Here is a 26,670-nt window from a genome sequence, read left to right as displayed (position 1 = left end):
TAGAATATACAATAGTACATATAGATACAGGGGCGGTGAGAGTGTTGAAAGAAATTAAATGTGAATGTGGACATGTTAATCCGATAGGAACCGTTTTTTGTGAAGCTTGCGGGAAACCATTTGAAAGCAATGAAAATGCAAAACTATTGGATATGCGCTATGAGGGGAGTGCACGGAGATCTCTCACGCAGACAAAAACGATAGTCGATAAAATTTGGAGCTTTTTCTCTTCTGTAAAAGTAGGTGTATGGCTAATCGTAATAACTTTAGCTGCATCAGCGATAGGAACTATATTTCCGCAAGAAATGTACATAACTCCAGGTATTGCACCAGCTGAATATTATAAACAAGAATACGGATTTTTAGGACAATTATACTATCAATTAGGGTTTAATAATTTATACGGTTCATGGTGGTATATGATTTTGATTGCTTCTATCGGTATTTCACTTGTGATATGTAGTTTAGACCGCGTTATTCCACTTTATAAAGCTTTAAAAAAGCAAGGCGTAAAAAGACATCCTAGTTTTTTAAAGAGACAGAGATTATATGGGACTGGTACACCGCAAGAAGGTGACCTGGAAAGAGTGCAAGAGAATTTAAAGAAAAGAAACTATAACGTGAAAGTGGAAGACGGAAACGTTTTAGCAGAAAAGGGACGCTTCTCGCGTTGGGGTCCATATGTAAATCATATCGGTCTTATTATCTTTTTATTCGGTGCGATGCTTCGTTTTTTACCGAGTATGTACGTAGACGAAGCACTTTGGTTACGTGACGGTGAAACGAAAGAAATACCAGGGACGGATGGACAATACTACTTAAAAAACGAGAAATTTATAAAAGAAGTTTATGATAAAAGTAAGGACAAGGAAGTTTTTGATGAAGCGATTGATCGTGTAGGCGATAAAATGATTGCGAAAAACTTCCAAACGAATGCCGTATTATATAAAGCAGTAGGAGAAAATATAGCAGGACAAAAACCGAAATTAGAAAAAGTAAAAGAAGCGGAAATTCGAGTGAATGAACCACTGAAATTTGATCAATTTGCAGTGTATCAAGTGGATTATAAAGAAAGTGAATTTAAAAGTATGTCCTTTAACTTGCAAAATAAAGAAAATAATCAAAAGTGGGGACCAATTAAAGTAGATTTAACGAATCCTAAGGAAAAATATGATTTAGGAAATGGTTATTCTCTAGAACTATTAAGCTATTTTCCTGATTTTTATTTTGATGAGAATGGAAAACCAAATACAAAAACGAAATTACCAAACAATCCTGCATTTGTATTTAAAATGTTTACACCTGAAACACCAGATGGTGAAGTGAGTTTTGTTGGTATTCAGCAAAATATAGAACCAGATGGAAACAACAAATATAAAATGTCGTTTGCAGGTGTTGAAATGCAAAATGCAACAGCACTTACTGTAAGAAAAGATTTAACGCTTTGGATTCTCGGCATTGGAGGATTTATATTTATGGTTGGTGTCATTCAAGGTATGTATTGGAATCATCGCCGTATTTGGATACAACGTGTTAATGATGAATGGTGGATTGCAGGGCATACAAATAAAAATTGGTTCGGTTTAAAGAAAGATATTGAAAGAGTACTAGAAGGTACAGCAATTCCACAGCCAAATGATAAAGTAATTGATAAAAAAATTAGTTAAGGTGGGGAAACGATATGGTGCAAATAAGTAGTAACTTTCTCTTTACCGCATTTATTTTATATTTAATTGCCACTCTATTTTTCGGGGGAGCAATTAAAGAAAAGGGTCATAAATGGGCAAATGTAGGAATAACGATTACAATTTTAGGGTTTATTGCACAAACAGTATATTTTGTTACAAGGTGGATTGCATCAGGACATGCGCCAGTTAGTAACTTTTTTGAATTCGGTACATTTTTCGGCATGATGCTTGTAGGAGCATTTATTGTCATGTATTTTATGTACCGTGTAAGCATAATCGGACTATTTGCATTACCAGTTGCGCTTTTATTAATTGCCTATGCAAGTATGTTTCCGAGGGAAATATCTCCGCTTATTCCATCTTTAAAAAGTAATTGGTTACATATTCACGTGACGACGGCAGCAGCAGGACAAGCCATTTTAGCGATTAGTTTTATTACAGGTGTTATGTATTTATTGAAAAATGTAGATCAATCGACGAGAAGTAAACGTACATTTTGGCTAGAGACGGTAGTATTTACACTTGTTTGTACAGTTGGATTTATTGGAGTAACAACGGTATTTTCTAGTATGAAATATGAAGCGAAGTTTCAATGGATTGATAAAAATGAACAACAAGTGGAAATGAAATACAATCTTCCGGCTTTAGTTGGACCGCACGAAGGGAAGTTACTGACAGAAAATAAATTAGAACCGGCAGTTGAAGTTCCAGCGATTGTAAATGCGAAAAAATTAAATACTGTTATTTGGTCAGTGTTAGTTGGAACATTACTGTATATTGTATTAAGACTTGTTTTACGGAAGCGAGTATCGGCGGCACTTCAGCCGTTAGTAAAGAATACGAATAGTGATTTACTAGATGAAATCGGATATCGATCTATTGCAATTGGATTCCCAGTGTTCACATTAGGTGCATTAATTTTTGCGATGATTTGGGCACAAATAGCGTGGACACGTTTTTGGGGCTGGGATCCAAAAGAGGTTTGGGCACTTATCACTTGGCTCTTTTATGCGGCAGTATTACATTTACGCCTATCAAAAGGATGGCATGGAGAGAAGTCAGCTTGGCTTGCAGTAATTGGTTTTGCAATCATTATGTTTAACTTTATTGTAGTAAACTTAATTATTGCCGGTTTACATTCATATGCATAGAGAAATAAAATAGGGGAGTGCATGTCACTTTCCTATTTTATTTTTGTCAACTTTTCTTCTTTTTTGAGAAAAACATGACAAAGTAGCGGTTGATTTTGTAAAATGATGTCGAGGACATTATATGCTGTTCAAAAAAAATACATAGTTTTGGAAAAAAATTGAACAAAATTTATTATTCTTGTGAAGCATAATATGGGAAGTGAAACATTTAGAAGATTGCTTAAATAAACGAGAATAGCGCAACATAATAGTTAAAGAAGGGTAGGTGTGAACCGCTGAGGTGAGAGTGCGCAGCGGGTAGAGATGGAAAATGAATCAAGAATTTTAATTGTAGATGATGAGGATCGTATTCGTCGTTTATTGAAAATGTACTTAGAAAGAGAACAATATACGATTGAAGAAGCAGATAATGGTGATACAGCTTTAGAAATGGCGTTGCAAAATGATTACGATTTAATCTTATTAGATCTTATGATGCCTGGTAAAGATGGCATTGAAGTATGTAAAGGGGTTCGTGAGAAGAAAGCGACACCAATTATTATGCTGACAGCAAAAGGTGAAGAAGTAAATAGAGTACAAGGATTTGAAGTTGGAACAGATGATTATATTGTAAAGCCATTTAGTCCACGTGAGGTCGTACTACGTGTGAAAGCGGTATTACGTCGTGCTGTACCAACAACATTCTTTACACAAGATACAACGACAAAAGATGTTACTGTATTCCCGCACTTAACAATTGATAACGATGCACACCGTGTTACTGCAGATGGTAATGAAGTAAACTTAACGCCGAAAGAATATGAGTTACTATTATTTTTAGCGAAAGCTCCTGATAAAGTATTCGATCGTGAGCAACTGTTAAAAGAAGTATGGCAATATGAATTCTTCGGAGATTTACGTACAGTTGATACACATGTAAAGCGTTTACGTGAGAAGTTAAGCAAAAAATCACCAGATGCAGCGAAAATGATCGTTACTGTTTGGGGTGTAGGTTACAAATTTGAGGTTGTGAACGACTGATGCTTTGGAGAAGTGTAGTAGGGAAGTTATGGATGACCATATTACTTCTCGTTTCGTTTGTTCTTGGATTTGTTGCGATTTTACTTTCACAGTTTTTTAGAACGTATTATGTTGATATGAGTGAAGCTAGGCTTCAAAAAGTTGCAACAAGTGTTTCAGAGTTAATTGAAGAAGGTGCCGATGTAAAAACGATTGAGAATATCGCTTACAAATTCTCTGACCCACTTTCAAGGATTATTATTGTAGAAGATGGTAAAGAAATCTCTTCTTCACCGAAACAAGAAGGGTTAGTCACTCTTACAATGGATGACTTAAAAGAAGATAAAGAATTAGCGGCTGTGTTTACAGACAAAAAAGAAATTAAGAATAATATTAGAAAAGCGTCTAATAGTAGGAAGAATAAAAACACCGAAAATGATATTATGATCGTCGGAAAACCAGTGCAATCAAAAAATCAAAGTGCAGTGTTCGTATATGAATCTTTACAAGTACCGATACAAGGTATGGAAAGAACAACTGATTTTATTTTCTTATCGGCTGGAATTGCGATTATATTAACAACTTTCTTTGCGTTCTTCTTATCTACTCGGATTACAGCACCGCTTCGTAAAATGCGTGAGGTTGCTTTTGAAGTGTCACGTGGGAAGTTTGATGCAAAGGCTCCTATGGTATCTCAGGATGAGATTGGTGAGCTTGCAACGGCCTTAAATCAAATGGGAAAACAGTTGAAGTTTAATATGAACGCCTTGCAACAAGAAAAAGAGCAGTTAGCAAGTATTTTGAGTAGTATGGCAGATGGGGTTATTACGTTAAATCAAGAAGGTGAAGTCGTTGTAATCAATCCGCCGGCCGAACATTTCTTACAAGTTTGGCAAGAAGAAAAAGAGATAGAGCTCAGTAAAAAACTACCTTCTGAACTTGTGGAATTATTCCATCTCGTTGTAGAAAGCGAACAACAACAAGTTGTTGAAATTAATTTACAAAAAGGAAACTATGTAGTTCTTATGACGCCGCTTTACAATCAAACGAAAATTCGTGGAGCTGTAGCAGTGCTGCGAGATATGACGGAAGAACGTCGTCTTGAAAAGATGCGTCAAGATTTTATTGCGAATGTATCACATGAACTTCGTACACCAATGGTCATGCTGCAAGGGTATAGTGAAGCGATTTTAGATGATATTGTGCAAACGAAAGAGGAAATAGATGAGTTTGTTCAAATTATTTATGATGAATCTGTTCGTTTAGGTAAACTTGTAAATGAATTGTTAGATTTAGCTCGTATGGAAAGCGGTCATGTAGAGTTACATATTGGTGAGGTGGATATACATCCGTTTGTTGAAAAAATTGGTCGTAAATTCCAAGGAATTGCAAAGGATAAAGAGGTCGCGTTAACGGTTGATTTCAAAGATCCAATTGAACAATACCCGTTTGATGCAGATCGTATGGAACAAGTATTGACGAATTTAATTGATAACGCAATACGTCATACGAATGCAGGCGGACATGTAACGCTTGTAATTGATACGAAAAATAACGGTCTTATTTTTGAAGTACAAGATTCGGGTGCAGGCATTCCAGAAGAAGATATTCCATTTTTATTTGATCGTTTCTATAAAGCTGATAAAGCAAGAACACGTGGGAAAAAGGGTGGAACAGGACTCGGGCTTGCGATTGCGAAAAATATTGTTCAAGGCCATGATGGTAAAATTTCTGTATCAAGTGTTGTTGGAGAAGGAACTACATTCTCTGTATATTTACCGAATCGTATAATTTAGATATGTGTTTTTAAAGTTGATAATGAATAAAGTTCTGCTGTTTTTTATTTTTTTGTAAACTCAATTAAATAAAGAATGGTAGAACTTTTTTCTATGTTGCTCGAATAAAGAATAACAAGAGAGGTGCTGTGAAGAAATGAAATTATATACAAAAACAGGAGATAAAGGAACGACAAGTGTAATAGGTGGCAGGGTTGATAAAGATGATATCCGTGTGGAAGCGTATGGAACAATAGACGAGGCAAATTCTCATATTGGATATGCAATGACTAAGCTACAAGGCGGGCCTTTCGGAGATATTTACAATGAACTTGAAACGATTCAACATGAACTATTTGATTGCGGGGGAGACTTGGCGATAGTAGGTGAGAAGATACCTTATAAAGTAAAAATTGAAATGGTCGAAAACTTAGAAAGTAGGATTGATTCGTATATAGAAGAAGCACCGCCGCTAGAGCGCTTTATTTTACCAGGTGGAAGCGAGTCGGCAGCTGCTATTCATATTGCACGTACAGTTGTAAGGCGAGCAGAACGATGTATCGTGTCCTTACAAAAAGAAGGAAAAATAAATGAAGTTGTTCTAAAGTATGTAAATAGATTATCTGACTATTTATTTGCAGTAGCTAGAGTAATAAACGCTCGATTACAAGTAAAAGATGTAGAGTATAATCGCAGTGCAATCGTTTTTCGTGATAAGAAAGAGAAGGAAGTGGAGTAATTCACTTTCTTTTTTGTATACTTTTTTCTGTAATATACCAAAATAGAGAAGGTATGGTGGTAATTAGAAAACGGAGGATGTATATGAAAGTTTTAAAATACGGCATTATGTTATTGACAGTACTGTTTTTATCTCAATTACATGTGTACGCAGAGGGAAATCAATGGGCATGGCCTGTTGAAGGACAGATAAGTGATTATTTTGGGACAAGACACGGAAAACACTATGGTATTGATGTAGCTGCGCCGATTGGAACGCCTGTGGCAGCTATCCAAGATGGTAAGGTAACGAGGTCTTATTATTCAAGTAGTTATGGAAATGTTGTATTTATTAAACACGGAGAATATGAGGCTGTATATGCACATTTAAATAAGAGATATGTGGATCAAGGAGATTATATTTCCAAAGGAGAAAAAATTGGAGAAGTAGGGAACACGGGAGAATCGCGAGGTGCGCACTTACATCTAGAACTTCATCAAGGAAGATGGACGATGGCGAAAAAGAATGCGATGAACCCATTGCTTGTTTTAAGTGAACAAAGAAATGAAGTTGTTTCTTCGTCATTATATGTCGTACAAAAAGGGGATACTTTAGTTAGTATTGCACGGAAATTTAGTATGACACTTAAGGAAATTAAAGAAAAAAATGGATTGCAGCAAGAGCTAATTTATCCTAATCAACAATTATATGTTAAGTAAAGGAAACGCTTCAAAAATTAAACTTTGAACAAATTTATGTTCTTCTTAAATAAGATTCAATATAAATGAAATTATATGGGCGCTTTTGCTAGAACTATTGAGTGAATCAGAGCATCTATATCTAAAAGAAAACCGTCCCAAAATTTATTTTGGGACGGCTTCTTTTACCAAAAAATAAAGACACATATAAATCCAGAAATAGCTAAATAGCTATATAAGTAAAAAACTTTTGTTCTTGTTTTCTCTTTTGTTCGAAACAGTACGATAGTCGGTTCAATTAAACCGATTGTCAAACAAAGTAGGCCAAGAAGCATACAACCAATCGAGATAGAATACAAGGCGATTTGTGGTGCTTGAAATGGAATCATCCATTTTAATAAAAATGCAATAAGTGCAGTGTAACAAATACTACCGATGTATTTATTCAGTGGTGTATTAGAACGAAAACCAGGAAGTTTTTTTAAGAAAGAGCGGGAAACAACTTCTGTTTGTAAAGATGTATGCTCTTCAATAATTTTTTGAGCTTCTTTTCCTTTTTGAAAAAGAGATAAGATCCAATTTCGCTCACCCTGAAAAATAAATTGAGAAGTTGTCAAATAGTGATCAATCTTCACTTTATTCCAACTCTTCCACGGATGACGCTCACACAATTTTAATTTACTTTCTGTTTTTTTATCATACTGATAAATACTGATGCCATCTTCATCGAAAGTAGCATAGTATGTCTCGTTTGAGAATGTGCCTAAATCAATTGGGCAGTAGAAAAGTAATTCTTTTTTTAAGTAAAAGTATTCTTTTCTTAAGTTTTTTTTCATTGCTTCTCGAATAGAATGTCTCTTGTCTTTTTTCATGACATTTCCTCCATAACTCAGAAAATGTTCTTATCTTAACAATTCAATATCTTATCACTTTTAATTATATATGACTAGGTAATTCAAAAGAGAAATGCCGAATAATAAAAAATATGGATTGTATTGTAAAATATCTCGCAATTTATTTGTTATTACGAAAAATAAATAACTAATTTTAAATAAGTTACAATTTTTTAGTTCACAATGTTATGAGGTTGTTGTATAATGAAGGGGAAAATAGAATATCGGTCTATCTTCGGGGCAGGGTGAAAATCCCGACCGGCGGTGATGAACTATTTATGATTTTGTTCTAAGCCCGCGAGCCGTTAAGGCAGGATTTGGTGTGATTCCAAAGCCGACAGTATAGTCTGGATGGGAGAAGATGGAGGTTCAAGCGTTCAAAAAAGATATGGATTTGAACGTCTGTTTGATGTGCCTTAAATTCTCCCTTTGTGTAAAACACAAAGGGTTTTTTCGTTCTATGAAAAAATAGGCATAGCAGAACCTTTCCACTTTCCATGAGATGATCGATGGAAAAGGAGAGAGAAAGATGAAACAAAAAAACAGTGTAGTGCAGATGGTGAGTGTAGCGATGCTAAGTAGTATTGCATATTTACTAATGATGTTGGATTTCCCGTTCCCAGGGCTTCCGCCATTTTTGAAAATTGATTTTAGTGATGTACCAGCTCTAATTGCGGCAATTATCTTTGGACCAGTAGCAGGAGTGATTGTAGAGGCGATAAAGAACATTTTACATTACGGGATTCAAGGAAGTTTAACGGGAGTACCAGTTGGAGAAATTGCAAACTTTATTGCAGGATGTTTATTTATTGGGCCAGCAGCTTTCTTATTTAGAAAGTATCGTACTGTGAAGAGTTTAACTACAGGATTAATGCTAGGGACAATTACAATGGCACTTATTATGAGTGTATTAAACTACATCATCATATTCCCGGCGTACACTTGGTTTTTAAATTCACCAGCTATGTCTAGCGAAGCTATAAAAACAACGGTTGTAACGGCAATCTTACCATTTAATTTAATTAAAGGGATTGTTGTAACAATTGTATTTGTAGCATTATTCTCACGCCTGAAAGTATGGGTGTTTGCAAAAATGAAAAATGCATAATATATACTAAAACCATTAGTAGTGTGAAACTACTAATGGTTTTTTATTAAGGAAAATAAAATTTAGATACAAAAAACGCCCCTCATCAATAGGAGGGGCGTTTTTTGAAGTTAATAAAAGACTATTCGAATTTTAAAGCGTCTCCGTCGAATGATTCGTCAGCAACTTTAATTGAGTCAGTTGGACAGCCTTCGAATGCATCCATCATATCTTCAATTAATACATCTGGAATTTCAACGATACCTTGGTTATCATCTAATGTTACAAATGCAATACCTTCATCATCATAGTCATAAATGTCTGGTGCAGCAGCGCCACAAGCACCACATGCAATACAAGTATCTTTATCAACGATTGTATATTTTGCCATCTTTTTTCCCTCCTGATAATATGTATGTGAAAAGCTCGCCATAAAAATTATAACCTTATTGTAAAACGGTTTGTAAAACTTTTCAACATAAAATTATAATGATAATGCTTATCAATTAGAGTGTCAACTTATTTTTGAATTATGTCATAAGATTTTCAAAATACGTAAATATGATTTCGTTTGATACAATAGAATATATACAAGTATATAGTTCTTATATGATAAGTTTAATGAGCGACAGTAGATAGTGTAATTGTACTGAAAAGAATGAAGTTAAGATTGGAAGGTGGAAGCGGTCATGCAAATACAATATACTTTGTTGCATTGTTTAAAACAATTGAATGGTGAAAGAACCGTTTCTTCTATTTATTATTTACTAAAGGGCAAACGTTCTTCGCAAACTTTACAAGATGGAAATATGTTCCGAATTTCTTTTTTGTTCGGAATATATAAATCATTAAATAGAAATGACTATGATGGTGAAGTTGCAAAGTTGTTGCAAGCGGATTTTATTCAAGAAATACATGAAAATACATATGTGTTAACACCTACGGGTAAAATGCAGTTACATAAATGGGAGGAAGTTTATGCTTTTCCGGCGCATTTGCATGGTTTACATTATGGGGAATTAGGTGAAACATTTTGGAAAAGATTATCATTAATTATTCAAACCATATCAAATTTACAACAGAATAATACGAGATTTATTCCAATTCAGCAAGATACAGAAATAATGATGTGGGTGAAACGTTTTCTAACAGGAAGGCCATATAAGAGAAGTGAGTTGGCGAGAAAACTATGGACGGAAGTACATAATCTTTTAGAAAAGAGTAATGCGATAGAAGCGACGATTGTAACATATCGATTAACGGGTTATGAACGCATTGGTTGTACATTGCAACAATTAGCAGAAATTACGAAACAAGATATATTCAGGGTGTATTTTTTATTTTGGGGTACAATACATTTCTTTATACAAGAAGTTCGTGATAAAGAAAATGAATTTCCACTATTAGCTGAAATTATATCTTATCCAAATGAGAGAGCTGAATTATTTAGTTTATCCACGAAAAAAACATATAATTTTTGGAGACAAGGACGTTCTTTAGAAGAAATAGCGACGATTCGGAATTTAAAGGTTGCAACGATAGAAGATCATTTTGTTGAAATTGCTTTGCGAGAAAAAGATTTTTCTATTGAAATGTTTATGGAAAAAGAAAAGATAGACAAAGTAATAAAAGTAATTGAAGCATTGCAAACGCGGAAGTTACGTGTTTTGAAACAAGCGGTTGGAGAAGATATCTCTTATTTTGAAGTTCGTCTTGTATTAGCGCGGATGGAGGGTGTAAATGAAACTTGAAGAATATTTATATAAGTGGTTTGGATATTCTGAATTTCGTCCAGGTCAAAAAGGAGTAATTACAGATTTATTAGAAGGAAAAGATGTGATAGCAATGCTTCCGACTGGAAGAGGGAAATCTATGTGCTATCAGTTTCCGGGGCTTATGCGAGAAGGAACAGTGCTTGTTGTATCACCGTTATTATCTTTAATGGAAGATCAAGTGACACAATTAAAGTATGTTGTGAAAAACCGAGTGATAGCATTTAATAGTTTTCGGACATTAAATGAAAAAAGAGAAGCGATGAAAAAATTATCTTCATATAAATTTATTTTTGTTTCACCAGAGATGTTGCAGTCGGAGTTATTAATTAGGGAATTGAAGAAAATTCATATTTCATTATTTGTTGTTGATGAGGCTCATTGTATTTCTCAATGGGGTTATGATTTTAGACCGGACTATAAAAAACTAAATGTAGTTATTGAAAATATTGGTTCTCCTACAGTATTAGCATTGACAGCCACAGCGACAAAAGGGGTACTGCAGGATATCGCAGATAGTTTAAATTTAAAGGGTGCCGCGGAACATGTATACTCTATTGATCGTCCTAATATTGCAATGGATGTGCAATTTGTAGAGACGATAGAAGAAAAGAAAGAGGCGCTTTTAGAGCAGGTGATGTATTTACAAGGGCCGGGGATTGTATATTGCTCAAGTAGAGCGTGGACAGAAAGGTTAACGGAATACTTGAGAGGGAAAGGTGTTACTGGTGTAGCTTTTTATCATGGTGGTATGGAACATGAAGAGCGTATGTTAATTCAACAGCAGTTTATGAACGATCAATTGCAACTTGTAATATGCACAAGTGCATTTGGTATGGGGGTAAATAAGGCGAATACGCGATATATTATTCATTTTCATTATCCAACTAATATAGCCTCTTACTTACAAGAAATCGGAAGAGCTGGAAGAGATGGCGAACCGAGTATAGCTATTTTATTATGTAGTCCGTTGGATCATGATTTACCAATTTCAATCATTGAGGATGAATTGCCAAGTAAGTCACAAATAAAATTTTTATTTTCTTTACTACAAGAAAGAATATTTCAAACGAAGGAATTACCAATAGAAGATGTAGAAGAAATTTGTTATAATGCAGCAAGATTTAATGAGCAATATTGGCGTTTCGTTCGTTATCATCTCGAACAGGTTGGAATTATACAACAACGAAGATTATTATTAGAAGGTTTGTCAGATGAAATCATGAACCGATTAATAGCTGAAGTAGAAATAAGGTTGCGTAATAAATATAGTGAGCTAGAAAATATGAAGTCATGGATACAAGTTAAAGGGTGTAGACGTGAATATGTGCTGCAACAGTTCGGTTATAGGAAAGAGCAAGAGTTAATTAATTGCTGCGATTATTGCGGTATTACCAAAGAAGATTATAAAAAAAGACGAGCGCAACAATCGGATTTCGACTATAATTGGGAAACAGAGTTACAAAAGCTTTTCGGCCTAGAAAAGATGGAGGAATGATGAACATTCAAAGGCATAATGTTGAAGATATGAGTCCGCAGGAAATAAGGCTGAATCTATATATAACACAGTTAATTATTATCGGTATTGGCTGTTTACTGGCATATATATTATTTCAAGATGTAAAAGAAGTCTTTAATTTATGGAAATGGGAACCAGTATCTATACTTATTATAGGTGGTTTGTTAGCGATTGGTATTGTGTTATTAGATTATGTTGCAATGCGAGTGTTTCCGGAGTCATGGTTTGATGATGGTGGTATTAACGATAAGATGTTTCGAGGAATGTCCGTTCTACACTTACTCGTTATTACGTTCTTGATTGGTTTTGCAGAAGAATTTTTATTTAGAGGTGTAGTACAGACTCATTTTGGAATTGTAATTGCGAGCTTCGTATTTGCAGTGTTACATATTCGTTATATAACAAAGCCATTTTTATTTTGTTTCGTCTGTTTCATTAGTTTTGTCTTTGGTTATGTATTTGAATGGACAGGAAATTTGTTTATAACAATCTTTGCACACTTTCTTGTTGATTTTATAATGGGACTCCAATTAAGAAAATAAATGGAAGGTGGTGGTGAACAACATGAGGAAACGAATTCCTGATTTTGAAGAGGAATTAGAAGTTGAGCGAGTGGAAGAAAAAGAAAGTTTACCGCCGCGTAGTGAAATTCATAGAAATAAAGAGAAAAAACAAAAGTTTAAAATAAATCACATTTTCGTCCGGGTTTTAACATTTCTATTCATTCTTCTGCCGATTAGTATTTTGTGGTACACGGATAAATATATTCAGGTGAAGGGTGATAGTAATAATGCTGGAAAAAGTGCGTTTGAAGTAATCTTCTTTGATTCAGCTAAATCTGAGTCGCAGAAACATTCTGAAAAAGTAATAACGCATACTGTGAAAGAGGGAGAAACTTTAGAAAGTATAGCGAAGCAATATTTTTCAGATGGAAATGGAATTGAAGTAATTAAAAAGTATAATAACTTGCAGGAAGATGAAGTGAGTGCAGGTCAAGAATTAAAAATTCCGATAAAAGATAAGTCCACAAAGCAAGAAGGCTAGCGAGTTAAGCGATCACAGTTTGTTATAAAAGCCTAGGATTATCTTTATGAGGAGGGAGTCAAAAATATGATATGGATTATATTATTCAGTACTCTCATAGGCATGGGGATTTTATTACTTTTTGTGATGTATAAAGAAGCGATGCGTAATACGGTGTTGGAACATACTTTAGTATTTAAAGAATTTCCGAAAAGTTTTCAAAAAGTAAATGTGTTTTTTATTTCTGATATTCATAGAAGGGTCATTTCGAATTTGTTAATTGAACAAGTAAAAGGAAAAGTAGATCTCGTAATTATCGGAGGAGATTTAGCAGAGAAAGGTGTTTCTTTATCAAAAATCTCTGCGAATATTCAAAAGTTAAGAGAGATAGGTCCTGTATATTTTGTGTGGGGAAACAATGATTATGAGATAGAATATCATGAATTAGATGCGTTATTATTAGAAAATAACGTAAAAGTTTTAGATAATACAAGAGTGGTATTTGAGTCTGAATTAGGAGAGAAAATTTGTTTGCTCGGTATAGATGATGTTGGATTGCACCGTGATCGTCTAGATTTGGCATTGGCGGATTGTAAAGAAGAGGGTTTTCGTATCCTAGTTAGTCACAACCCTGATATAATAAAAAAAATGTCTGGAAATGAACAGATTTCACTTGTGTTAAGTGGACATACGCATGGAGGACAAATCCGATTATTCCCATCTAAAAAATATTTAAAAGGTGGCGTATATAACCATTTGAATACGATTCTCTTTGTTAGTAATGGGTATGGAACAACATTGATACCACTTCGTTTCCGAGCACCTGCTCAAACACATATCATTACATTGTGCGGAGGGAAATGATGCCAACTCTTAGTGGGAAATATAATATAAAAGCCGTTTCGAATATAATTGGAGTTCAGCCGAGTACGCTTCGTGCATGGGAAAGACGATATCAAATTATTGCCCCAAAGCGGAATCAAGCTGGGCATCGCTTATATACAGAAGAGCATATTCAAATTTTAAAATGGTTAATGGAAAAAGTTTCTTCCGGTATGATGATTGGACAAGCAGTTCAGTTATTAGAAGAGAATCGTTTGCAGAGTACAGTTCAAAAAGAGATACATTTCGATAAAGAAGTTGTTTTAGTGGACGATTTGCTACAAGCTTTGTTAAAATTTGATGAAATTACAATTGCTGCATTATTAAACGAAGCTTTTAGTATATATTCAACAGAAAAGGTTGTTGCCAGTATCGTTCTTCGAGTGACAGACAAATTATTAACGTCAAAAAATAATAATGAGATTTCAATGGTGCAATTTCAATATGCACTATCATTTTTACAAACGCGTCTAGGGATGGTGTATCACAATGCCTCAATGTTTTCCTCTTTACACAAAGTTATTGTGTTAGAAAAGGATGCATTGAAAGGATTTATTTTTTCAACTTATTTACGCTTAAAAGGATATGAGGCGATATATATTAGGACAAGCTTAGCTGAAGATGGTATGTTATCAGCGGTAGAGGAAATACAGCCGAAATATGTATTTATATCTTTTGCTGACGAACAAGAAATGAAAAAGACGATGAACTTTATAAATTTATTACAAGAAAAAAGGGAATCTCTTTCTGTTGGATTTATCGGAAAGCTAGGCGTTCTAAACCAGTTGGACATTGAAACAATCTTAATTGGTGATACGAAAGAAGAATGGGATGGATGGTTAAAAATGTCGGAATAGTTGTTCGAAAAGAACCATCTATTTTCTATTTCATATAATAAAAATTAGATGCATTGGTTACGTAGGGAGGGTATGAGATGAGGCTGGAACGATTAAATTACAATAAGATAAAAATTTTTCTAACATTTGATGATTTATCTGAACGAGGATTAACGAAAGAAGATTTATGGAGAAATGCACCGAAAGTACAGCAATTATTTCGTGATATGATGCAAGAAGCAAATAAGGAATTAGGGTTTGAAGCAGATGGTCCGATTGCAGTTGAAGTGTTTTCTCTACAAGCACAAGGGATGGTTGTAATTGTAACGAAAGAAAATCAAGAAATGGATACAGATGATGAGTTCCGTGACGAGTTTATTGAAATGCAAGTGACTCTAGATGAAAGTGAGCATATATTATATGAGTTTGCTACGCTAGATGACGTAATTAACCTGTCGAATCGCTTATATAACCTTGGTGTAACTGGCGGAAAGCTATATACGTGGGATGAGCGCTTCTATCTTTGGGTGGAAGAAGAGGAACAAATTCAATTGTTAAAGGCGGATTTTATAGCTATTTTAGCGGAATACGGTAATCCGTCTACAGCAACCATTTATCGCATCATGGAGTACGGTAAAGAATTAATGGATGTTAACGCGATAGAACAAATACACAATTACTTTGTGAAAAAACAAAACCTCAGCTAATACAACATAGCTGAGGTTTTGTTTTTTATTTGGAGAAGGGAAGGGATGATTGTAAATACTCGAACATACTTTTTGAAAATAAAATATGCAGTTTTATGGGAGTGTGGTTGATGAAAATAAAAAATATTTAAATATTTAAGTATTTTACTTTTCTAAAAGTAATAAAAGGACTATAATAATAGTGAAAACGCTTGCAACAGAAAATAGTTTGTATATATTTGTTAGCGTTTTCTATTGCATTCCAAATTTAAGGGTGTATACTAGGCAATGAAGGTTTACTAAACAAGTGAAATTACAGGGGGTTTACTTACTATGGTAGCCGAAAAGGGAACTCAAACAAAAACACAACAACAAAGGGAACAACATTTTGAACTATTGAATTCAACACAAATTGTTATTAGTGAAGCGTTAGAAAAATTGGGTTATCCAAACGAAGTATATGAATTATTAAAAGAACCAATTCGTATGATGACAGTGAAAATACCAGTTCGTATGGATGACGGGACTGTTAAAATATTTACAGGATATCGTGCGCAACATAATGATGCTGTTGGTCCAACGAAAGGTGGAATTCGCTTCCATCCGAATGTAACAGAAAATGAAGTGAAAGCACTTTCAATCTGGATGAGTTTAAAATGTGGTATTGTTGATTTACCATATGGTGGAGGTAAGGGTGGAATTATCTGTGATCCACGTGAAATGTCATTCCGTGAGTTAGAAAGATTAAGCCGCGGTTATGTACGAGCAATTAGCCAAATCGTAGGTCCGACGAAAGATATTCCAGCTCCAGATGTATTCACAAACTCTCAAATTATGGCGTGGATGATGGATGAGTATAGCCGTATTGATGAATTTAATTCACCAGGATTTATTACAGGTAAACCGCTTGTATTAGGTGGATCACATGGACGTGAAACAGCAACAGCGAAAGGTGTAACAATTTGTATTCGCGAAGCTGCTAAAAAACGTGGCATTGATATTAAGGGTGCACGCGTTGTTGTTCAAGGATTCGGTAATGCTGGTAGCTTCTTAGCTAAATTTATGCATGATGCAGGTGCGAAAGTTATTGCAATCTCAGATGCTTACGGCGCGTTACATGATCCAAACGGATTAGATATTGATTATTTATTAGACCGTCGTGATAGCTTCGGTACAGTAACAAAGCTATTTAACAATACAATTTCAAACAAAGAATTGTTAGAACTTGATTGCGATATTTTAGTACCAGCTGCAATTGAGAACCAAATTACAGAAGAAAATGCTAATGATATTAAAGCAAAAATCGTTGTTGAAGCTGCAAATGGTCCAACAACATTAGAAGCGACTAAAATTTTAACAGATCGCGGAATTTTGCTTGTTCCAGACGTGTTAGCAAGTGCTGGTGGTGTAACAGTATCTTACTTTGAGTGGGTACAAAACAACCAAGGTTACTACTGGACTGAAGAAGAAGTAGAACAACGTTTAGAAAAAGTAATGGTAAGATCATTTGATTCTATTTATGAAACAGCACAAGTTCGTAAAGTGAACATGCGCTTAGCGGCGTACATGGTTGGTGTTCGTAAAATGGCTGAAGCAAGCCGCTTCAGAGGTTGGGTATAAAATATTATATCTTGAGAAAACGTGATTTCCTTTCGAGGGAATCACGTTTTTTTGTTGAAGTATTAAATGAGGTGTTGTATATGGAGAATGAAATGCTGGAACGAGTAGAACAATTAGAAGAAAAGGTTAAGAGGTTAGAGGGAGAACTTGCAAGAACGATGAAAGCTCGAAAAATAAGTACCGTTCGGATGTTCGGGGAAGGGCTACTGTTTTTGGTATTTGGTGTGGTTGTAGTAGGGCCGATTATTGCCGTTGTAATCTCGATTTTTACTTGGCTTGCTGAAAAATAAAATAAAAATAAAAATAAAAAGAACGCTTGTTCTATACGAACAAACGTGCTATACTCTCCTTAGATAAACAAAACGGAAATGATTTTAAGGAGAGATAAATGATGAAAATGACAGTAGACCAAAGATTTATGATGCCAGCAGATGTTGTAGAGCGAGTGGAAGTATTACGAAACAAACAAAGCAAGCGTGGCACATTATTACAATCGGTAAATAAATTTTTCGGTTTAGATACGAAAGAAGATTGTGTTTGGTTTTACGGTTTTTATGGAGTGGCTGTAAGTATCTTGTTGTTTATGGTGTTCACTTCAAATATTTTCGATTTTCTCTTCGCGTAAGAAATATGCGATAAGGACATTGCTACCGAATACATATATAAGGAAGTAAGGTAATCTTCTAGAGCGGGAGTTGGTAGCAATGGCGATGTTTCCTATAGAGCGCAACTATATTGGATATGGAAGTTCACGACCGGGGATTCCTCTGACTAAAGTGAGATTTATTGTAAGCCATGATACGGGGAATCCTGGAAGCAATGCGATAGGGAATCGAGATTACTTTAATGAATTACAACCGAAAGCTTCGGCGCATACATTTATAGATGATAAAACAATATTGGAGATTATTCCTATAAATGAAGTTGCGTATCATGTTCGATATGGTGTGCCGACGGATAATGACTTATATGGCTATGACGCGAATAAGGCGGCCATTGGAGTGGAACTTTGTTATGGTGGTGATGTTAACTTTTGGGAAGCATATAATCGTTTTACATGGTATCATGCGTATTTATGCCAAAACTTTGGCTTAAATCCGAAAAAAGATATCGTGTCACATAAAACGCTTGATCCAGCTAGAAAGATTGATCCTGAGAATGTATTAGGGAAACAAGGTATTAAATTTCAGCAGTTTTTAGCAGATGTCTATCGGATGTACGTTTCGTTTAGATGACAAATATATGAAAAATGAATACAATAAAGATAGGTGCCTACTGCTGTAAGTAGGTTTTTTCTTGTTTTTATAAATAGTGTATTGGTAGAAGACTAGGAGTGGACGAGTATGCAGAAAGAAACAGTTATTATAATCGGAGGCGGTCCGTGCGGATTAGCGGCTGCAATTTCGTTGCAAAAGGTAGGGATAAATCCGTTAGTAATTGAAAAAGGAAACATTGTAAATGCCATTTATAATTATCCAACTCATCAAACATTTTTCTCTTCTAGTGAAAAATTAGAAATTGGTGATGTAGCTTTTATTACAGAAAATCGTAAGCCAGTTCGAAATCAAGCGCTTGCGTATTATCGTGAAGTAGTAAGACGTAAATCTGTACGTGTAAATGCTTTTGAGCGAGTGGAGAAAGTTCAAAAAGATGGAGAAGCTTTTCAGGTTGAGACGACAAAGCGTGACGGAAGTAAGGAAATATATATAGCGAAATATATTGTTGTAGCAACTGGATATTATGATAATCCAAATTATATGAATGTTCCAGGTGAGGAATTGAAGAAAGTAGCTCACTATTTTAAAGAGGGGCATCCTTATTTTGATCGAGATGTAGTAGTTATAGGTGGGAAAAACTCGAGTGTAGATGCCGCGTTAGAACTTGTTAAATCTGGTGCACGTGTAACGGTACTGTATCGTGGAAGTGAGTATTCACCAAGCATAAAGCCTTGGATTTTGCCGGAATTTGAGGCGTTAGTACGAAATGGTACAATTCAAATGCATTTTGGGGCTCATGTGAAAGAAATTACTGAGCATACATTAACGTTTACAGTTGATGGTGAAGCTCTTACAATCAAAAACGATTTTGTATTTGCGATGACTGGTTATCATCCTGATCATAGCTTCTTAACGAAGATGGGTGTTCAGATTGATGAAGAAACAGGACGTCCAATTTATACAGAGGATAGAATGGAAACGAATGCTGAAAATATTTTCATTGCAGGTGTCATTGCTGCTGGAAATAATGCAAATGAAATATTTATCGAGAACGGAAGATTTCATGGAGATGCGATTGCGCAAACCATTGCATCAAGAGAAAAATAAAAAGGAGCAGTCGGGAAAACCTCGACAGCTCCTTTTTATTCGTGCATAAACATATTTTGAATGGATTCATGAGAATTTGTATTCTCTAATGCAACAAGTAATTTAATGCGTGCTTTTTGTGCATTTAAGCCGTATGTGAATACAATGCCCATATCTTTTAAGTGTTTACCGCCACCTTCATACGAATATACGTCTTGAACGATACCGTTGAAACAGCGAGAAACTAATACGACAGGAATACCTCTATTTAATAATCTTTCTAGACTAGGTAGTGTTCTTGGAGGGAGATTACCTTGTCCAAGAGCTTCGATAACAATGCCGTCTACAGGAAGATTTTCGATTGCTGCTAATAATGTATCATCCATGCCAGCATATGCTTTTAGAACAACTACATTTTTAGACACTTTGTTTATCGTATATGTTTCGTGATGTACTAAAGCGTGATGGAAGACAACGCCGCGTTTTGTTACCATTCCAATTGGTCCGTATTGTGGGCTTTGGAATGTTGCAACATTACTTGTATGTGTTTTCGTTACATTTGTAGCGCAATGAATTTCGTCGTTTAATACGACTAAAACACCTTTTTCTGCAGCTTCATCACAACTAGCAACTTTTACAGCTGATAAGAAGTTATATAGACCATCAGCACCTAACTCATTGCTAGAGCGCATTGCACCTGTCACTACGATCGGAATAGTTGCTTGTACTGTTAAATCTAAGAAATAAGCTGTTTCTTCTAATGTATCCGTGCCATGCGTAATGACCACGCCATGAATGTTGTCTTGTTTTACTCTTTCATCAATGATGACTTGTAATTGTAACATTTCGCTCGGTGTCATATGAGGAGATGGTAGGTGGAACACATCTTCAACGATTAAATCAACATCGCCTTCTAAATCAGGAATGAATTTTAAAAGAGGATTTTTTTCACCTGGTTGTACGACCCCAGTTTCTTTATCTTCCTCCATTGCAATTGTTCCACCTGTGTGTAAAACTAGGATTCTTTTCAATGCTTATACCCCTTTCAAGTAAAAAAATACATTTAGAACATAACATGTTTTGAGTAAATTCGACAATGGAAATGTATAAAAGTATGCCTCGAAAATGACAATAAAATTAACTGCTATATGTACGATGTATAAAATGATGAAACGAAATGTGCAAATATAGTATAGGAGGGAAGAATTCCGGTGAAAAAGATGGAGAGAATTTTTATTCGTATATTAATAATACAATTCATTTGTCTTTCTGTTGTGCAATTGTTATTTATACATAAGTCATCAGTGAAATATTTATCTAAAATTGTTTATTATGAGGGTGTCATGGTAAAAAACAAAGTGGAAATCTTGCAGGTGAATAGGTAGTTTTCATTTTCTTCTATGAAGGATTATGCTACAATAATTGAGGATTTAATGACGTGAAGCAAATGAGAAGAAGCAGGGTGAACACCTGCTTTTCGTTTTGTTTTATAAGTGAAAAAATGAGGTGTTACAATGGATAAACGAATTTCAATTGCTATAGATGGTCCAGCAGCTGCTGGGAAAAGTACAGTGGCAAAAGTTGTTGCGAAGGAACTTTCTTACGTTTATATTGATACAGGCGCAATGTACCGTACGCTTACATATGCAGCCCTTGAACAAAAAGTAGACATTGAAAATGAAGAGCAGTTAATGGAAGTTGTAAAGAATGTAAATATTGAGTTTCAGCAAGGAGAAAATACACAGCTTGTATTTTTAAATGGACAAGATGTTTCTGAAGTAATTCGTACACCTGATGTGACGAATCGAGTATCTATTGTAGCGAAACATCGCCTTGTTCGTGAAGAAATGGTACGTCGTCAGCAAGAGTTAGCGAAAAAAGGCGGCGTTGTAATGGACGGCCGTGATATTGGTACACATGTATTACCGGATGCTGAAGTGAAAATCTTTATGCTTGCTTCTGTTGAAGAAAGAGCGGAAAGAAGACATTTAGAAAATTTAAATAAAGGTTTCGATTCTAATTTAGAGCAGCTAAAAGAAGAAATTGCTCAGCGTGATAAATTAGATTCAGAACGCGAAGTTTCTCCACTAAAAAAGGCTGATGATGCATTGGAATTAGATACGACTTCTTTATCAATTGAAGAAGTTGTCCAAAAAATTATGAGCATTGTTTCTGGAGTGTTTGCGAAATAAAGAAAGGGGATAATCCTCTTTCTTTTTTGTTTAAATAGAAATGTAAAGGATACGTGAATTGTGAGTCTCTTTCCTTGACAAATGAGCTGATTTGTAAGAAGTTAGTTAAAGAGGAATAAAACTGTCAGAATATATTCGCTATTATATTTCAAAACATACTTTTTTCAAGCTGGTTTTGCTGTATACTATTTATATAGGTTTAATATATTTTCTTGTGAATGTTATTGAAAAAGAGTATGTGATGAGAAATTCTTAAACATGCAAATGAAAACTTTGTTTTCATTTCGTATATACATAAAAAATGCTTTGTCAATTCTGTAGGGAGGTATTTCCATGGTAGAGAAAATGAATGAAGAAGTTATGGATTCAAAAGAATTACAAGTTGGTGACGTTGTTACAGGTTCTGTAACGAAGGTTGAAGAGAAACAAGTGCTTGTAAATGTTGGATACAAAACAGATGGCGTAATTCCAATTAGTGAATTAGCTAACGTTCATATTGAAAAAGCAAGCGATGTTGTAGAATTAGATCAAACACTAGAGTTGAAAATTATTAAATTAGAAGAAGATGATCTTGTCTTATCTAAACGTGCTGTTGATGCAGAAAAAGCATGGGTAGAACTACAAGAGAAATTTACTTCTGGTCATGTATTTGATGTTACTGTAAAAGATATTGTGAATGGCGGATTAGTTGTGGACCTTGGTGTTCGCGGTTTTATTCCAGCTTCACTTGTAGAAGTACATTATGTAGAAGACTTTACTGACTATAAAGGTAAAACATTAGCGGTGAAAATTGTTGAATTAGACCGTGAAAAAAATCGTGTAATCCTTTCGCATAAAGCGGTAGTAGAATTAGAACTAGATTCTAAGAAAAAAGAAGCAATTTCTTCATTAAAAGAAGGGGACGTTGTTGAAGGAACAGTACAACGATTAACTGACTTTGGCGCATTCGTTAACGTTGGTGGAGTGGACGGTTTAGTTCACATTTCACAAATTTCACACGAACGTGTAGAGCAACCTTCTGAAGTGTTAGAGCAAGGTCAAAAGGTTAAGGTAAAGGTGTTATCTGTTGATGCTGATACACAACGTATTTCTTTATCAATTAAAGCAGCTCAACCAGGACCTTGGGAAAACGTTGCTGGCGAAATAAAAGCTGGAGATATTCGTGAGGGAGTAGTGAAACGCCTTGTTACATTTGGTGCATTCGTTGAGATTTTACCGGGCGTTGAAGGGCTTGTACACGTATCTCAAATTGCAAATCGTCACGTGAAAAATCCGAATGAAGTATTGGAAATGGGACAAGAAGTAAAAGTGAAAGTACTTGAAGTTCACGTAGCAGAGAAACGTATTTCTTTAAGTATAAAAGAAGCGCTTGAGGAAAATAATGTAACTGAAGATTATAGTCAGTATGAGCCAAATGCTGATTCTGCTACTTTCCAATTAAGTGATATTATTGGTGAACAACTGAAAAAATTAAAGAAATAATGAGGGGTACAAGTGGTAAGGGCAAAACGTAAATTAGATCATATTGAATACGCTCTTTCTACTGGTCAGTCTCGTACGCATGGCTTTCATGATATTGATTTTGTGCATCAAAGCTTGCCAAATTCAAATTATGACACAATAACATGTGAAACAAAAATCGGCGAACTTTCACTAAGTTCGCCGATTTTTATCAATGCGATGACTGGTGGTGGAGGAGAGAAAACGTTACATATTAATGAGCAATTAGCATATGTAGCGAAACATCATAACCTTGCTATGGCTGTAGGTTCGCAAATGGCGGCGTTAAAAGATGAAAGTGAAGCTGCTTCTTATAAGGTGATTAGAAAGGTAAACCCAAATGGTATTTTCTTTGCTAATTTAGGTAGTGAGGCAACTATCGAGCAGGCAGAGCGCGCCGTTGATATGATTGAAGCGAATGCATTACAAATTCATTTAAATGTCATACAAGAGTTAACGATGCCAGAAGGAGACCGTGATTTTACTGGAGTACTTCAGCGCATTGAGAAAATTGTTTTAAATAGTAAAGTTCCTATCATTGTAAAAGAAGTTGGATTTGGGATGAGTAAGGAAACAATGCAACAGTTAGTGAACGTAGGTGTAACAGCAATTGATATTGGTGGGCAAGGTGGTACGAATTTTGCTGCTGTTGAAAACGAAAGAAGGCAGCGAATGCTTTCTTATTTTAATAACTGGGGCATACAAACAGCAACCTCGATTATTGAAGCAACCTCTACAAATAATAACCTCTCTTTTATTGCATCTGGGGGTATACAAACAGCGCTTGACGTAGCGAAAGCGATCGCATTAGGGGCGAATACAACTGCGTTTGCTGGTTACTTTTTACGTATTTTAATGCAAGATGGTATTGAGAAGTTATTGGATGAAATTGAGCTTCTACATACAGATTTGAAATTTATAATGACAGCTCTTGGTGCGAAGACGATAGAAGAGTTGCAATCTGTACCTCTTGTTGTAAAGGGTGAAACATATCATTGGTTAATGCAGCGTGGTATTGATACTGCGCATTATAGTAGGAGATAAAAAATCAACCATTCGGTTGATTTTTTTTTGTTCTATTCTTTTTCGTAATATAAAGTGGAGAATGGAATTAGCATTATATAAAAATATCATTTCGTAAAAATTGTAATTGAAAACGGGTTGAAAAATGTAGATGGTGTGTTGTCGAATTACTGGAGAGAACTTAATTTTTAATGGGAATAGGTGAAGGTAAAAAGAAGTAATGGGAGGATATAGTGTGCGAAATATTATTTCAATATAAATAGAAATCATTAAACTGATTATGTAAAAGACGGTTTCGTACAATATAGAAACCGTCTTTTTCTATTAATTAGTGCTGGTTTTGTTTTCGAGCCTGTTCTGGTGTATCAAGTCCAGTTGCACCTGGATATTGTAGTGATTGATCACGATCGGATTCAACGCGGCGTGATTCTCGTAGTTTTCGTTCTTGGCGATCTTTACCCATAATGAATAACACCTCCTTGTTAAAAGTGTTGCTGTTATAAGAAAAAACTATGCGTAAATAAAGTGGATTAACTTTCATAAAAAGTTCCCATAATGGAAAACATAGGAGGTGAAGTTGATGGATGGAAGTACTTTTTATTTTGTAGCTTGGATAGGGTGGATCATTGTAACCTTTTTTATGAAAAAGGACCCTGTCCGGTGGAAGTTAGGCGCTTGTATACTGATTTTTATAATTTGCTCTCCGTTACATGTAACGATTGCCTCATTCGTGGTATCAGTAAATGCTCTTTTACTTTGTATTATTTCTTTTATAGGGATCACGCTATATTCTGTCTGGGAAAAATTGTATATCTTACTTTCGGCACTTATTATTGCAATGTTATATACAAGTTTTCATCTGTTAGAAATATATGATCCGATTTGGATTGTGGTGGATAGAGTGTTTCTGCTAAGTAGTGCTCTTGTGTATGCATCGGTGTTATTGCATGGGGATCGCATATTACGATTATGTTCTCTATGTGTAGGGATGTTACAAGGAGAGCTGCTAGTGACATTTATTTTTAGGAAATTGAATTTTCCATATGATTACGGTAGTTTAGCATTTTTTGATATCGTCGCCATTTCTACATTATTCATGGCAATATTGTTTTGGATTGCAAAAGCATCAGTATACATGGAACGGTTTAAGAGAAAAACACGTAAAAGAAAGGCGAGGGTAATACATGACTGAATATACACCAGCCATTTTATGCGGCGTAATAGCGGGGACAGTTACAAGGGTGCTAATGCTTCGGACGGATACGCGGCAATATCCGACGAGGCTACATGGGAAAATTATACATATTGCAATGGGGTTAATTGCAGCTGCTTTAGGAGCGATTGCAATCCCGTCTATTTTGAAAAAAGATTTTTCTGCCATTACATTTCTTACATTAGCAGCGACACAATTTCGTGATGTACGTAATATGGAAAGAAATACGCTTCAACAATTAGATGGGTATGAGCTCGTACCGCGTGGAAATACATACATTGAAGGAATTGCATTGGTTTTTGAAAGTCGCAACTATTTGGCAATGTTAACGTCGTTTGCAACGACGTTTGCGTATATAGGATTCCGTTCATGGATTGCAGGAGTAATTATGGCTATAATCGCATTTTTTATCGCGAAAAAATTAATGTCTGGTAAAAGGCTACATGATCTTGTTGAAATTGAGCACGTTCCGCTTCGTTTTGAAGGAGCAGGGCTTTATATTGACAATATTTACATTATGAATATTGGATTGCCAGCAAGACAAGAAGAAATTATGAAATATGGTATGGGTTTTATTTTAAAGCCGAAATCAATTGATGCGATGGTTACAATCTCAAATTTAGGGCAACGACAAGCTATTTTACACGATGTTTCAGTAGCGTTAGGGATTTATAGAGATTCTGGTACACCAGCGCTTGTACCGTTAGCAAAGCGTGATTTAGAGGATGGCAGGGTTGGGATTTTTGTCCTGCCGCAAGATCAAGATGCAGAGAAAGCGATAGGTGTCATAGGAAATGTACCAACGTTAGAAAGTGCTGTCCATATGTCATCGGAAGCCCCAAAAGGAAGGGGAGATAAGAGATGATGTTAGAAAGTGTTATTCTGGCAGTTATAACAACGACTCCAGAAAAATTTGCAGGTGGTGCTCCTTTATTCGTTTGCGAATCGACGGAGGAACTAGAATTTGTTGCAAATAATTTAGAAGCAATTTTAGATGGTATTGCACATCGCTTACAAGAGAATGTATATATTATTGTGAAACATTAGCAACGTGTGTTATAATGTGAGGTGTTTTGATACGTTGAGAAATAT

The 26,670-nt window shown here is 35.2% G+C and carries 30 protein-coding genes and 1 riboswitch; of the genes, 26 read left to right on the top strand and 4 right to left on the bottom strand.

The annotated features are described in order from the left end of the window. Positions 1–41 precede the first annotated feature (41 nt). From resB to MKY38_RS14575, 6 genes are all read left to right on the top strand, one after another. Positions 42–1,667: a cytochrome c biogenesis protein ResB gene (gene resB / locus MKY38_RS14600; RefSeq protein WP_000910522.1), complete on the top strand. Its 1,626-nt coding sequence runs from the start codon at positions 42–44 to the stop codon at positions 1,665–1,667. A 14-nt stretch (positions 1,668–1,681) separates the two neighbouring features. Continuing rightward, positions 1,682–2,839, top strand: a complete 1,158-nt coding sequence (gene resC, locus MKY38_RS14595) for a cytochrome c biogenesis protein ResC (RefSeq protein ID WP_000250083.1) — start codon at positions 1,682–1,684, stop codon at positions 2,837–2,839. Positions 2,840–3,142: 303 nt separating this feature from the next. Next, positions 3,143–3,859 carry a DNA-binding response regulator ResD gene (gene resD, locus MKY38_RS14590; protein WP_000426861.1) on the top strand — a complete coding sequence of 239 codons (717 nt, stop codon included), beginning with the start codon at positions 3,143–3,145 and terminating at the stop codon, positions 3,857–3,859. Then, entirely contained in the window at positions 3,859–5,634 is a 1,776-nt protein-coding gene (gene resE / locus MKY38_RS14585) for a sensor histidine kinase ResE (protein WP_000964673.1), read from the top strand. Before resD ends, resE begins: the two co-directional genes overlap by 1 nt. Positions 5,635–5,770: 136 nt before the next feature. Then, positions 5,771–6,352, top strand: a complete 582-nt coding sequence (locus MKY38_RS14580; protein WP_000781271.1) for a cob(I)yrinic acid a,c-diamide adenosyltransferase — start codon at positions 5,771–5,773, stop codon at positions 6,350–6,352. A gap of 83 nt (positions 6,353–6,435) precedes the next feature. Beyond that, the gene (locus tag MKY38_RS14575; RefSeq protein WP_065223968.1) at positions 6,436–7,050 is read left to right on the top strand and encodes a peptidoglycan DD-metalloendopeptidase family protein; all 615 of its coding nucleotides are present in this window, start codon (positions 6,436–6,438) and stop codon (positions 7,048–7,050) included. A 164-nt stretch (positions 7,051–7,214) separates the two neighbouring features. Here the strand turns inward: MKY38_RS14575 and MKY38_RS14570 are convergent, their stop codons facing one another. Next, the gene (locus tag MKY38_RS14570; protein ID WP_000710837.1) at positions 7,215–7,901 is read right to left on the bottom strand and encodes a hypothetical protein; all 687 of its coding nucleotides are present in this window, start codon (positions 7,899–7,901) and stop codon (positions 7,215–7,217) included. A gap of 248 nt (positions 7,902–8,149) precedes the next feature. Next, a riboswitch (FMN riboswitch) is annotated at positions 8,150–8,289 on the top strand. Positions 8,290–8,451: 162 nt separating this feature from the next. Here MKY38_RS14570 and MKY38_RS14565 point away from each other — a divergent pair. Further along, the gene (locus tag MKY38_RS14565) at positions 8,452–9,030 is read left to right on the top strand and encodes an ECF transporter S component (RefSeq protein ID WP_000810855.1); all 579 of its coding nucleotides are present in this window, start codon (positions 8,452–8,454) and stop codon (positions 9,028–9,030) included. Between the two features lie 121 nt (positions 9,031–9,151). Here the strand turns inward: MKY38_RS14565 and MKY38_RS14560 are convergent, their stop codons facing one another. Beyond that, a complete protein-coding gene (locus tag MKY38_RS14560) occupies positions 9,152–9,400 on the bottom strand; it encodes a ferredoxin (protein ID WP_001151993.1) in 249 nt (82 codons plus the stop codon). Between the two features lie 298 nt (positions 9,401–9,698). Between MKY38_RS14560 and MKY38_RS14555 the strand changes: the two genes are divergently transcribed. The 12 genes from MKY38_RS14555 to MKY38_RS14500 all read left to right on the top strand — a co-directional run bounded on the left by MKY38_RS14555 (position 9,699) and on the right by MKY38_RS14500 (position 19,671). Then, on the top strand, positions 9,699–10,760 hold the full coding sequence (locus MKY38_RS14555; protein ID WP_001167004.1) for a helix-turn-helix domain-containing protein: 1,062 nt from the start codon (positions 9,699–9,701) through the stop codon (positions 10,758–10,760). After that, positions 10,750–12,279 carry an ATP-dependent DNA helicase RecQ gene (gene recQ / locus MKY38_RS14550; RefSeq protein WP_000762973.1) on the top strand — a complete coding sequence of 510 codons (1,530 nt, stop codon included), beginning with the start codon at positions 10,750–10,752 and terminating at the stop codon, positions 12,277–12,279. The genes MKY38_RS14555 and recQ overlap by 11 nt, the downstream gene beginning before the upstream one ends. Further along, on the top strand, positions 12,279–12,842 hold the full coding sequence (locus MKY38_RS14545; protein ID WP_001025780.1) for a CPBP family intramembrane glutamic endopeptidase: 564 nt from the start codon (positions 12,279–12,281) through the stop codon (positions 12,840–12,842). Before recQ ends, MKY38_RS14545 begins: the two co-directional genes overlap by 1 nt. Positions 12,843–12,864: 22 nt before the next feature. After that, positions 12,865–13,344: a LysM peptidoglycan-binding domain-containing protein gene (locus MKY38_RS14540; RefSeq protein ID WP_065223970.1), complete on the top strand. Its 480-nt coding sequence runs from the start codon at positions 12,865–12,867 to the stop codon at positions 13,342–13,344. Positions 13,345–13,410: 66 nt separating this feature from the next. Next, a complete protein-coding gene (locus MKY38_RS14535) occupies positions 13,411–14,187 on the top strand; it encodes a metallophosphoesterase (RefSeq protein WP_000637793.1) in 777 nt (258 codons plus the stop codon). After that, positions 14,187–15,062, top strand: coding sequence for a MerR family transcriptional regulator (locus MKY38_RS14530; protein ID WP_001142718.1), 876 nt, complete (start codon positions 14,187–14,189; stop codon positions 15,060–15,062). The genes MKY38_RS14535 and MKY38_RS14530 overlap by 1 nt, the downstream gene beginning before the upstream one ends. 77 nt (positions 15,063–15,139) lie before the next feature. Continuing rightward, entirely contained in the window at positions 15,140–15,748 is a 609-nt protein-coding gene (locus tag MKY38_RS14525; protein ID WP_001235402.1) for a genetic competence negative regulator, read from the top strand. Between the two features lie 312 nt (positions 15,749–16,060). Beyond that, on the top strand, positions 16,061–17,347 hold the full coding sequence (gene gudB, locus MKY38_RS14520; protein WP_000225173.1) for an NAD-specific glutamate dehydrogenase: 1,287 nt from the start codon (positions 16,061–16,063) through the stop codon (positions 17,345–17,347). 80 nt (positions 17,348–17,427) lie between these two features. Then, on the top strand, positions 17,428–17,637 hold the full coding sequence (locus MKY38_RS14515) for a hypothetical protein (RefSeq protein WP_000426763.1): 210 nt from the start codon (positions 17,428–17,430) through the stop codon (positions 17,635–17,637). A gap of 98 nt (positions 17,638–17,735) precedes the next feature. Then, positions 17,736–17,972: a DUF3961 domain-containing protein gene (locus MKY38_RS14510; protein WP_001983018.1), complete on the top strand. Its 237-nt coding sequence runs from the start codon at positions 17,736–17,738 to the stop codon at positions 17,970–17,972. Between the two features lie 79 nt (positions 17,973–18,051). Next, complete coding sequence (locus MKY38_RS14505) at positions 18,052–18,582, top strand: peptidoglycan recognition protein family protein (protein WP_001240655.1); 531 nt, start codon at positions 18,052–18,054, stop codon at positions 18,580–18,582. A gap of 108 nt (positions 18,583–18,690) precedes the next feature. Continuing rightward, a complete protein-coding gene (locus tag MKY38_RS14500) occupies positions 18,691–19,671 on the top strand; it encodes a YpdA family putative bacillithiol disulfide reductase (RefSeq protein ID WP_001168522.1) in 981 nt (326 codons plus the stop codon). Positions 19,672–19,706: 35 nt separating this feature from the next. Here MKY38_RS14500 and ansA read toward each other — a convergent pair whose 3' ends face one another. Then, positions 19,707–20,681 carry an asparaginase gene (gene ansA, locus MKY38_RS14495; RefSeq protein WP_000822010.1) on the bottom strand — a complete coding sequence of 325 codons (975 nt, stop codon included), beginning with the start codon at positions 20,679–20,681 and terminating at the stop codon, positions 19,707–19,709. A gap of 180 nt (positions 20,682–20,861) precedes the next feature. On the opposite strand from ansA, the gene MKY38_RS14490 reads away from it, so the two are divergent. From MKY38_RS14490 to MKY38_RS14475, 4 genes are all read left to right on the top strand, one after another. After that, the gene (locus tag MKY38_RS14490) at positions 20,862–21,035 is read left to right on the top strand and encodes a YpfB family protein (protein WP_000738057.1); all 174 of its coding nucleotides are present in this window, start codon (positions 20,862–20,864) and stop codon (positions 21,033–21,035) included. A gap of 129 nt (positions 21,036–21,164) precedes the next feature. Continuing rightward, positions 21,165–21,842, top strand: a complete 678-nt coding sequence (gene cmk, locus MKY38_RS14485; RefSeq protein WP_000361252.1) for a (d)CMP kinase — start codon at positions 21,165–21,167, stop codon at positions 21,840–21,842. Positions 21,843–22,175: 333 nt separating this feature from the next. Beyond that, the gene (rpsA, locus tag MKY38_RS14480; RefSeq protein ID WP_000229559.1) at positions 22,176–23,324 is read left to right on the top strand and encodes a 30S ribosomal protein S1; all 1,149 of its coding nucleotides are present in this window, start codon (positions 22,176–22,178) and stop codon (positions 23,322–23,324) included. Between the two features lie 12 nt (positions 23,325–23,336). Next, on the top strand, positions 23,337–24,386 hold the full coding sequence (locus MKY38_RS14475; RefSeq protein WP_000251035.1) for a type 2 isopentenyl-diphosphate Delta-isomerase: 1,050 nt from the start codon (positions 23,337–23,339) through the stop codon (positions 24,384–24,386). Positions 24,387–24,693: 307 nt separating this feature from the next. Here the strand turns inward: MKY38_RS14475 and MKY38_RS14470 are convergent, their stop codons facing one another. Beyond that, a complete protein-coding gene (locus MKY38_RS14470) occupies positions 24,694–24,828 on the bottom strand; it encodes a YpzI family protein (protein ID WP_000513900.1) in 135 nt (44 codons plus the stop codon). Positions 24,829–24,945: 117 nt separating this feature from the next. Here MKY38_RS14470 and MKY38_RS14465 point away from each other — a divergent pair, with 117 nt between their 5' ends. The 3 genes from MKY38_RS14465 to MKY38_RS14455 are packed head-to-tail and all read left to right on the top strand — an operon-like array spanning position 24,946 to position 26,625. Then, positions 24,946–25,557 carry a YphA family membrane protein gene (locus MKY38_RS14465; RefSeq protein ID WP_114555624.1) on the top strand — a complete coding sequence of 204 codons (612 nt, stop codon included), beginning with the start codon at positions 24,946–24,948 and terminating at the stop codon, positions 25,555–25,557. Further along, the gene (locus tag MKY38_RS14460; protein WP_000141596.1) at positions 25,550–26,443 is read left to right on the top strand and encodes a YIEGIA family protein; all 894 of its coding nucleotides are present in this window, start codon (positions 25,550–25,552) and stop codon (positions 26,441–26,443) included. The genes MKY38_RS14465 and MKY38_RS14460 overlap by 8 nt, the downstream gene beginning before the upstream one ends. Further along, on the top strand, positions 26,440–26,625 hold the full coding sequence (locus tag MKY38_RS14455; protein ID WP_000979059.1) for a capping complex subunit for YIEGIA: 186 nt from the start codon (positions 26,440–26,442) through the stop codon (positions 26,623–26,625). Before MKY38_RS14460 ends, MKY38_RS14455 begins: the two co-directional genes overlap by 4 nt. The last annotated feature ends 45 nt before the right edge of the window (positions 26,626–26,670 follow it).

Origin of the sequence: Bacillus sp. FSL R5-0585, assembly GCF_038004545.1 — a bacterium.
Lineage (GTDB): Bacteria > Bacillota > Bacilli > Bacillales > Bacillaceae_G > Bacillus_A > Bacillus_A cereus.
The sequence above is the reverse complement of the archived record's forward strand: the minus strand, read 5'-3'. Positions and strand labels throughout refer to the sequence as shown.

Excerpts from the sequence above, each read along its gene's own strand:
- MKY38_RS14500 (WP_001168522.1), top strand. The coding sequence starts at position 18,691 with ATGCAGAAAGAAACAGTTATTATAATCGGAGGCGGTCCGTGCGGATTA.
- MKY38_RS14575 (WP_065223968.1), top strand. The coding sequence starts at position 6,436 with ATGAAAGTTTTAAAATACGGCATTATGTTATTGACAGTACTGTTTTTA.
- MKY38_RS14580 (WP_000781271.1), top strand. The coding sequence starts at position 5,771 with ATGAAATTATATACAAAAACAGGAGATAAAGGAACGACAAGTGTAATA.
- rpsA (WP_000229559.1), top strand. The coding sequence starts at position 22,176 with ATGGTAGAGAAAATGAATGAAGAAGTTATGGATTCAAAAGAATTACAA.
- MKY38_RS14545 (WP_001025780.1), top strand. The coding sequence starts at position 12,279 with ATGAACATTCAAAGGCATAATGTTGAAGATATGAGTCCGCAGGAAATA.
- recQ (WP_000762973.1), top strand. The coding sequence starts at position 10,750 with ATGAAACTTGAAGAATATTTATATAAGTGGTTTGGATATTCTGAATTT.
- MKY38_RS14565 (WP_000810855.1), top strand. The coding sequence starts at position 8,452 with ATGAAACAAAAAAACAGTGTAGTGCAGATGGTGAGTGTAGCGATGCTA.
- MKY38_RS14525 (WP_001235402.1), top strand. The coding sequence starts at position 15,140 with ATGAGGCTGGAACGATTAAATTACAATAAGATAAAAATTTTTCTAACA.
- MKY38_RS14510 (WP_001983018.1), top strand. The coding sequence starts at position 17,736 with ATGATGAAAATGACAGTAGACCAAAGATTTATGATGCCAGCAGATGTT.
- MKY38_RS14470 (WP_000513900.1), bottom strand. The coding sequence starts at position 24,828 with ATGGGTAAAGATCGCCAAGAACGAAAACTACGAGAATCACGCCGCGTT.
- MKY38_RS14465 (WP_114555624.1), top strand. The coding sequence starts at position 24,946 with ATGGATGGAAGTACTTTTTATTTTGTAGCTTGGATAGGGTGGATCATT.
- MKY38_RS14505 (WP_001240655.1), top strand. The coding sequence starts at position 18,052 with ATGGCGATGTTTCCTATAGAGCGCAACTATATTGGATATGGAAGTTCA.
- MKY38_RS14535 (WP_000637793.1), top strand. The coding sequence starts at position 13,411 with ATGATATGGATTATATTATTCAGTACTCTCATAGGCATGGGGATTTTA.
- MKY38_RS14455 (WP_000979059.1), top strand. The coding sequence starts at position 26,440 with ATGATGTTAGAAAGTGTTATTCTGGCAGTTATAACAACGACTCCAGAA.
- MKY38_RS14530 (WP_001142718.1), top strand. The coding sequence starts at position 14,187 with ATGCCAACTCTTAGTGGGAAATATAATATAAAAGCCGTTTCGAATATA.
- gudB (WP_000225173.1), top strand. The coding sequence starts at position 16,061 with ATGGTAGCCGAAAAGGGAACTCAAACAAAAACACAACAACAAAGGGAA.
- MKY38_RS14460 (WP_000141596.1), top strand. The coding sequence starts at position 25,550 with ATGACTGAATATACACCAGCCATTTTATGCGGCGTAATAGCGGGGACA.
- MKY38_RS14515 (WP_000426763.1), top strand. The coding sequence starts at position 17,428 with ATGGAGAATGAAATGCTGGAACGAGTAGAACAATTAGAAGAAAAGGTT.
- MKY38_RS14555 (WP_001167004.1), top strand. The coding sequence starts at position 9,699 with ATGCAAATACAATATACTTTGTTGCATTGTTTAAAACAATTGAATGGT.
- MKY38_RS14560 (WP_001151993.1), bottom strand. The coding sequence starts at position 9,400 with ATGGCAAAATATACAATCGTTGATAAAGATACTTGTATTGCATGTGGT.
- resE (WP_000964673.1), top strand. The coding sequence starts at position 3,859 with ATGCTTTGGAGAAGTGTAGTAGGGAAGTTATGGATGACCATATTACTT.
- MKY38_RS14540 (WP_065223970.1), top strand. The coding sequence starts at position 12,865 with ATGAGGAAACGAATTCCTGATTTTGAAGAGGAATTAGAAGTTGAGCGA.
- resD (WP_000426861.1), top strand. The coding sequence starts at position 3,143 with ATGGAAAATGAATCAAGAATTTTAATTGTAGATGATGAGGATCGTATT.
- MKY38_RS14570 (WP_000710837.1), bottom strand. The coding sequence starts at position 7,901 with ATGAAAAAAGACAAGAGACATTCTATTCGAGAAGCAATGAAAAAAAAC.
- cmk (WP_000361252.1), top strand. The coding sequence starts at position 21,165 with ATGGATAAACGAATTTCAATTGCTATAGATGGTCCAGCAGCTGCTGGG.
- resC (WP_000250083.1), top strand. The coding sequence starts at position 1,682 with ATGGTGCAAATAAGTAGTAACTTTCTCTTTACCGCATTTATTTTATAT.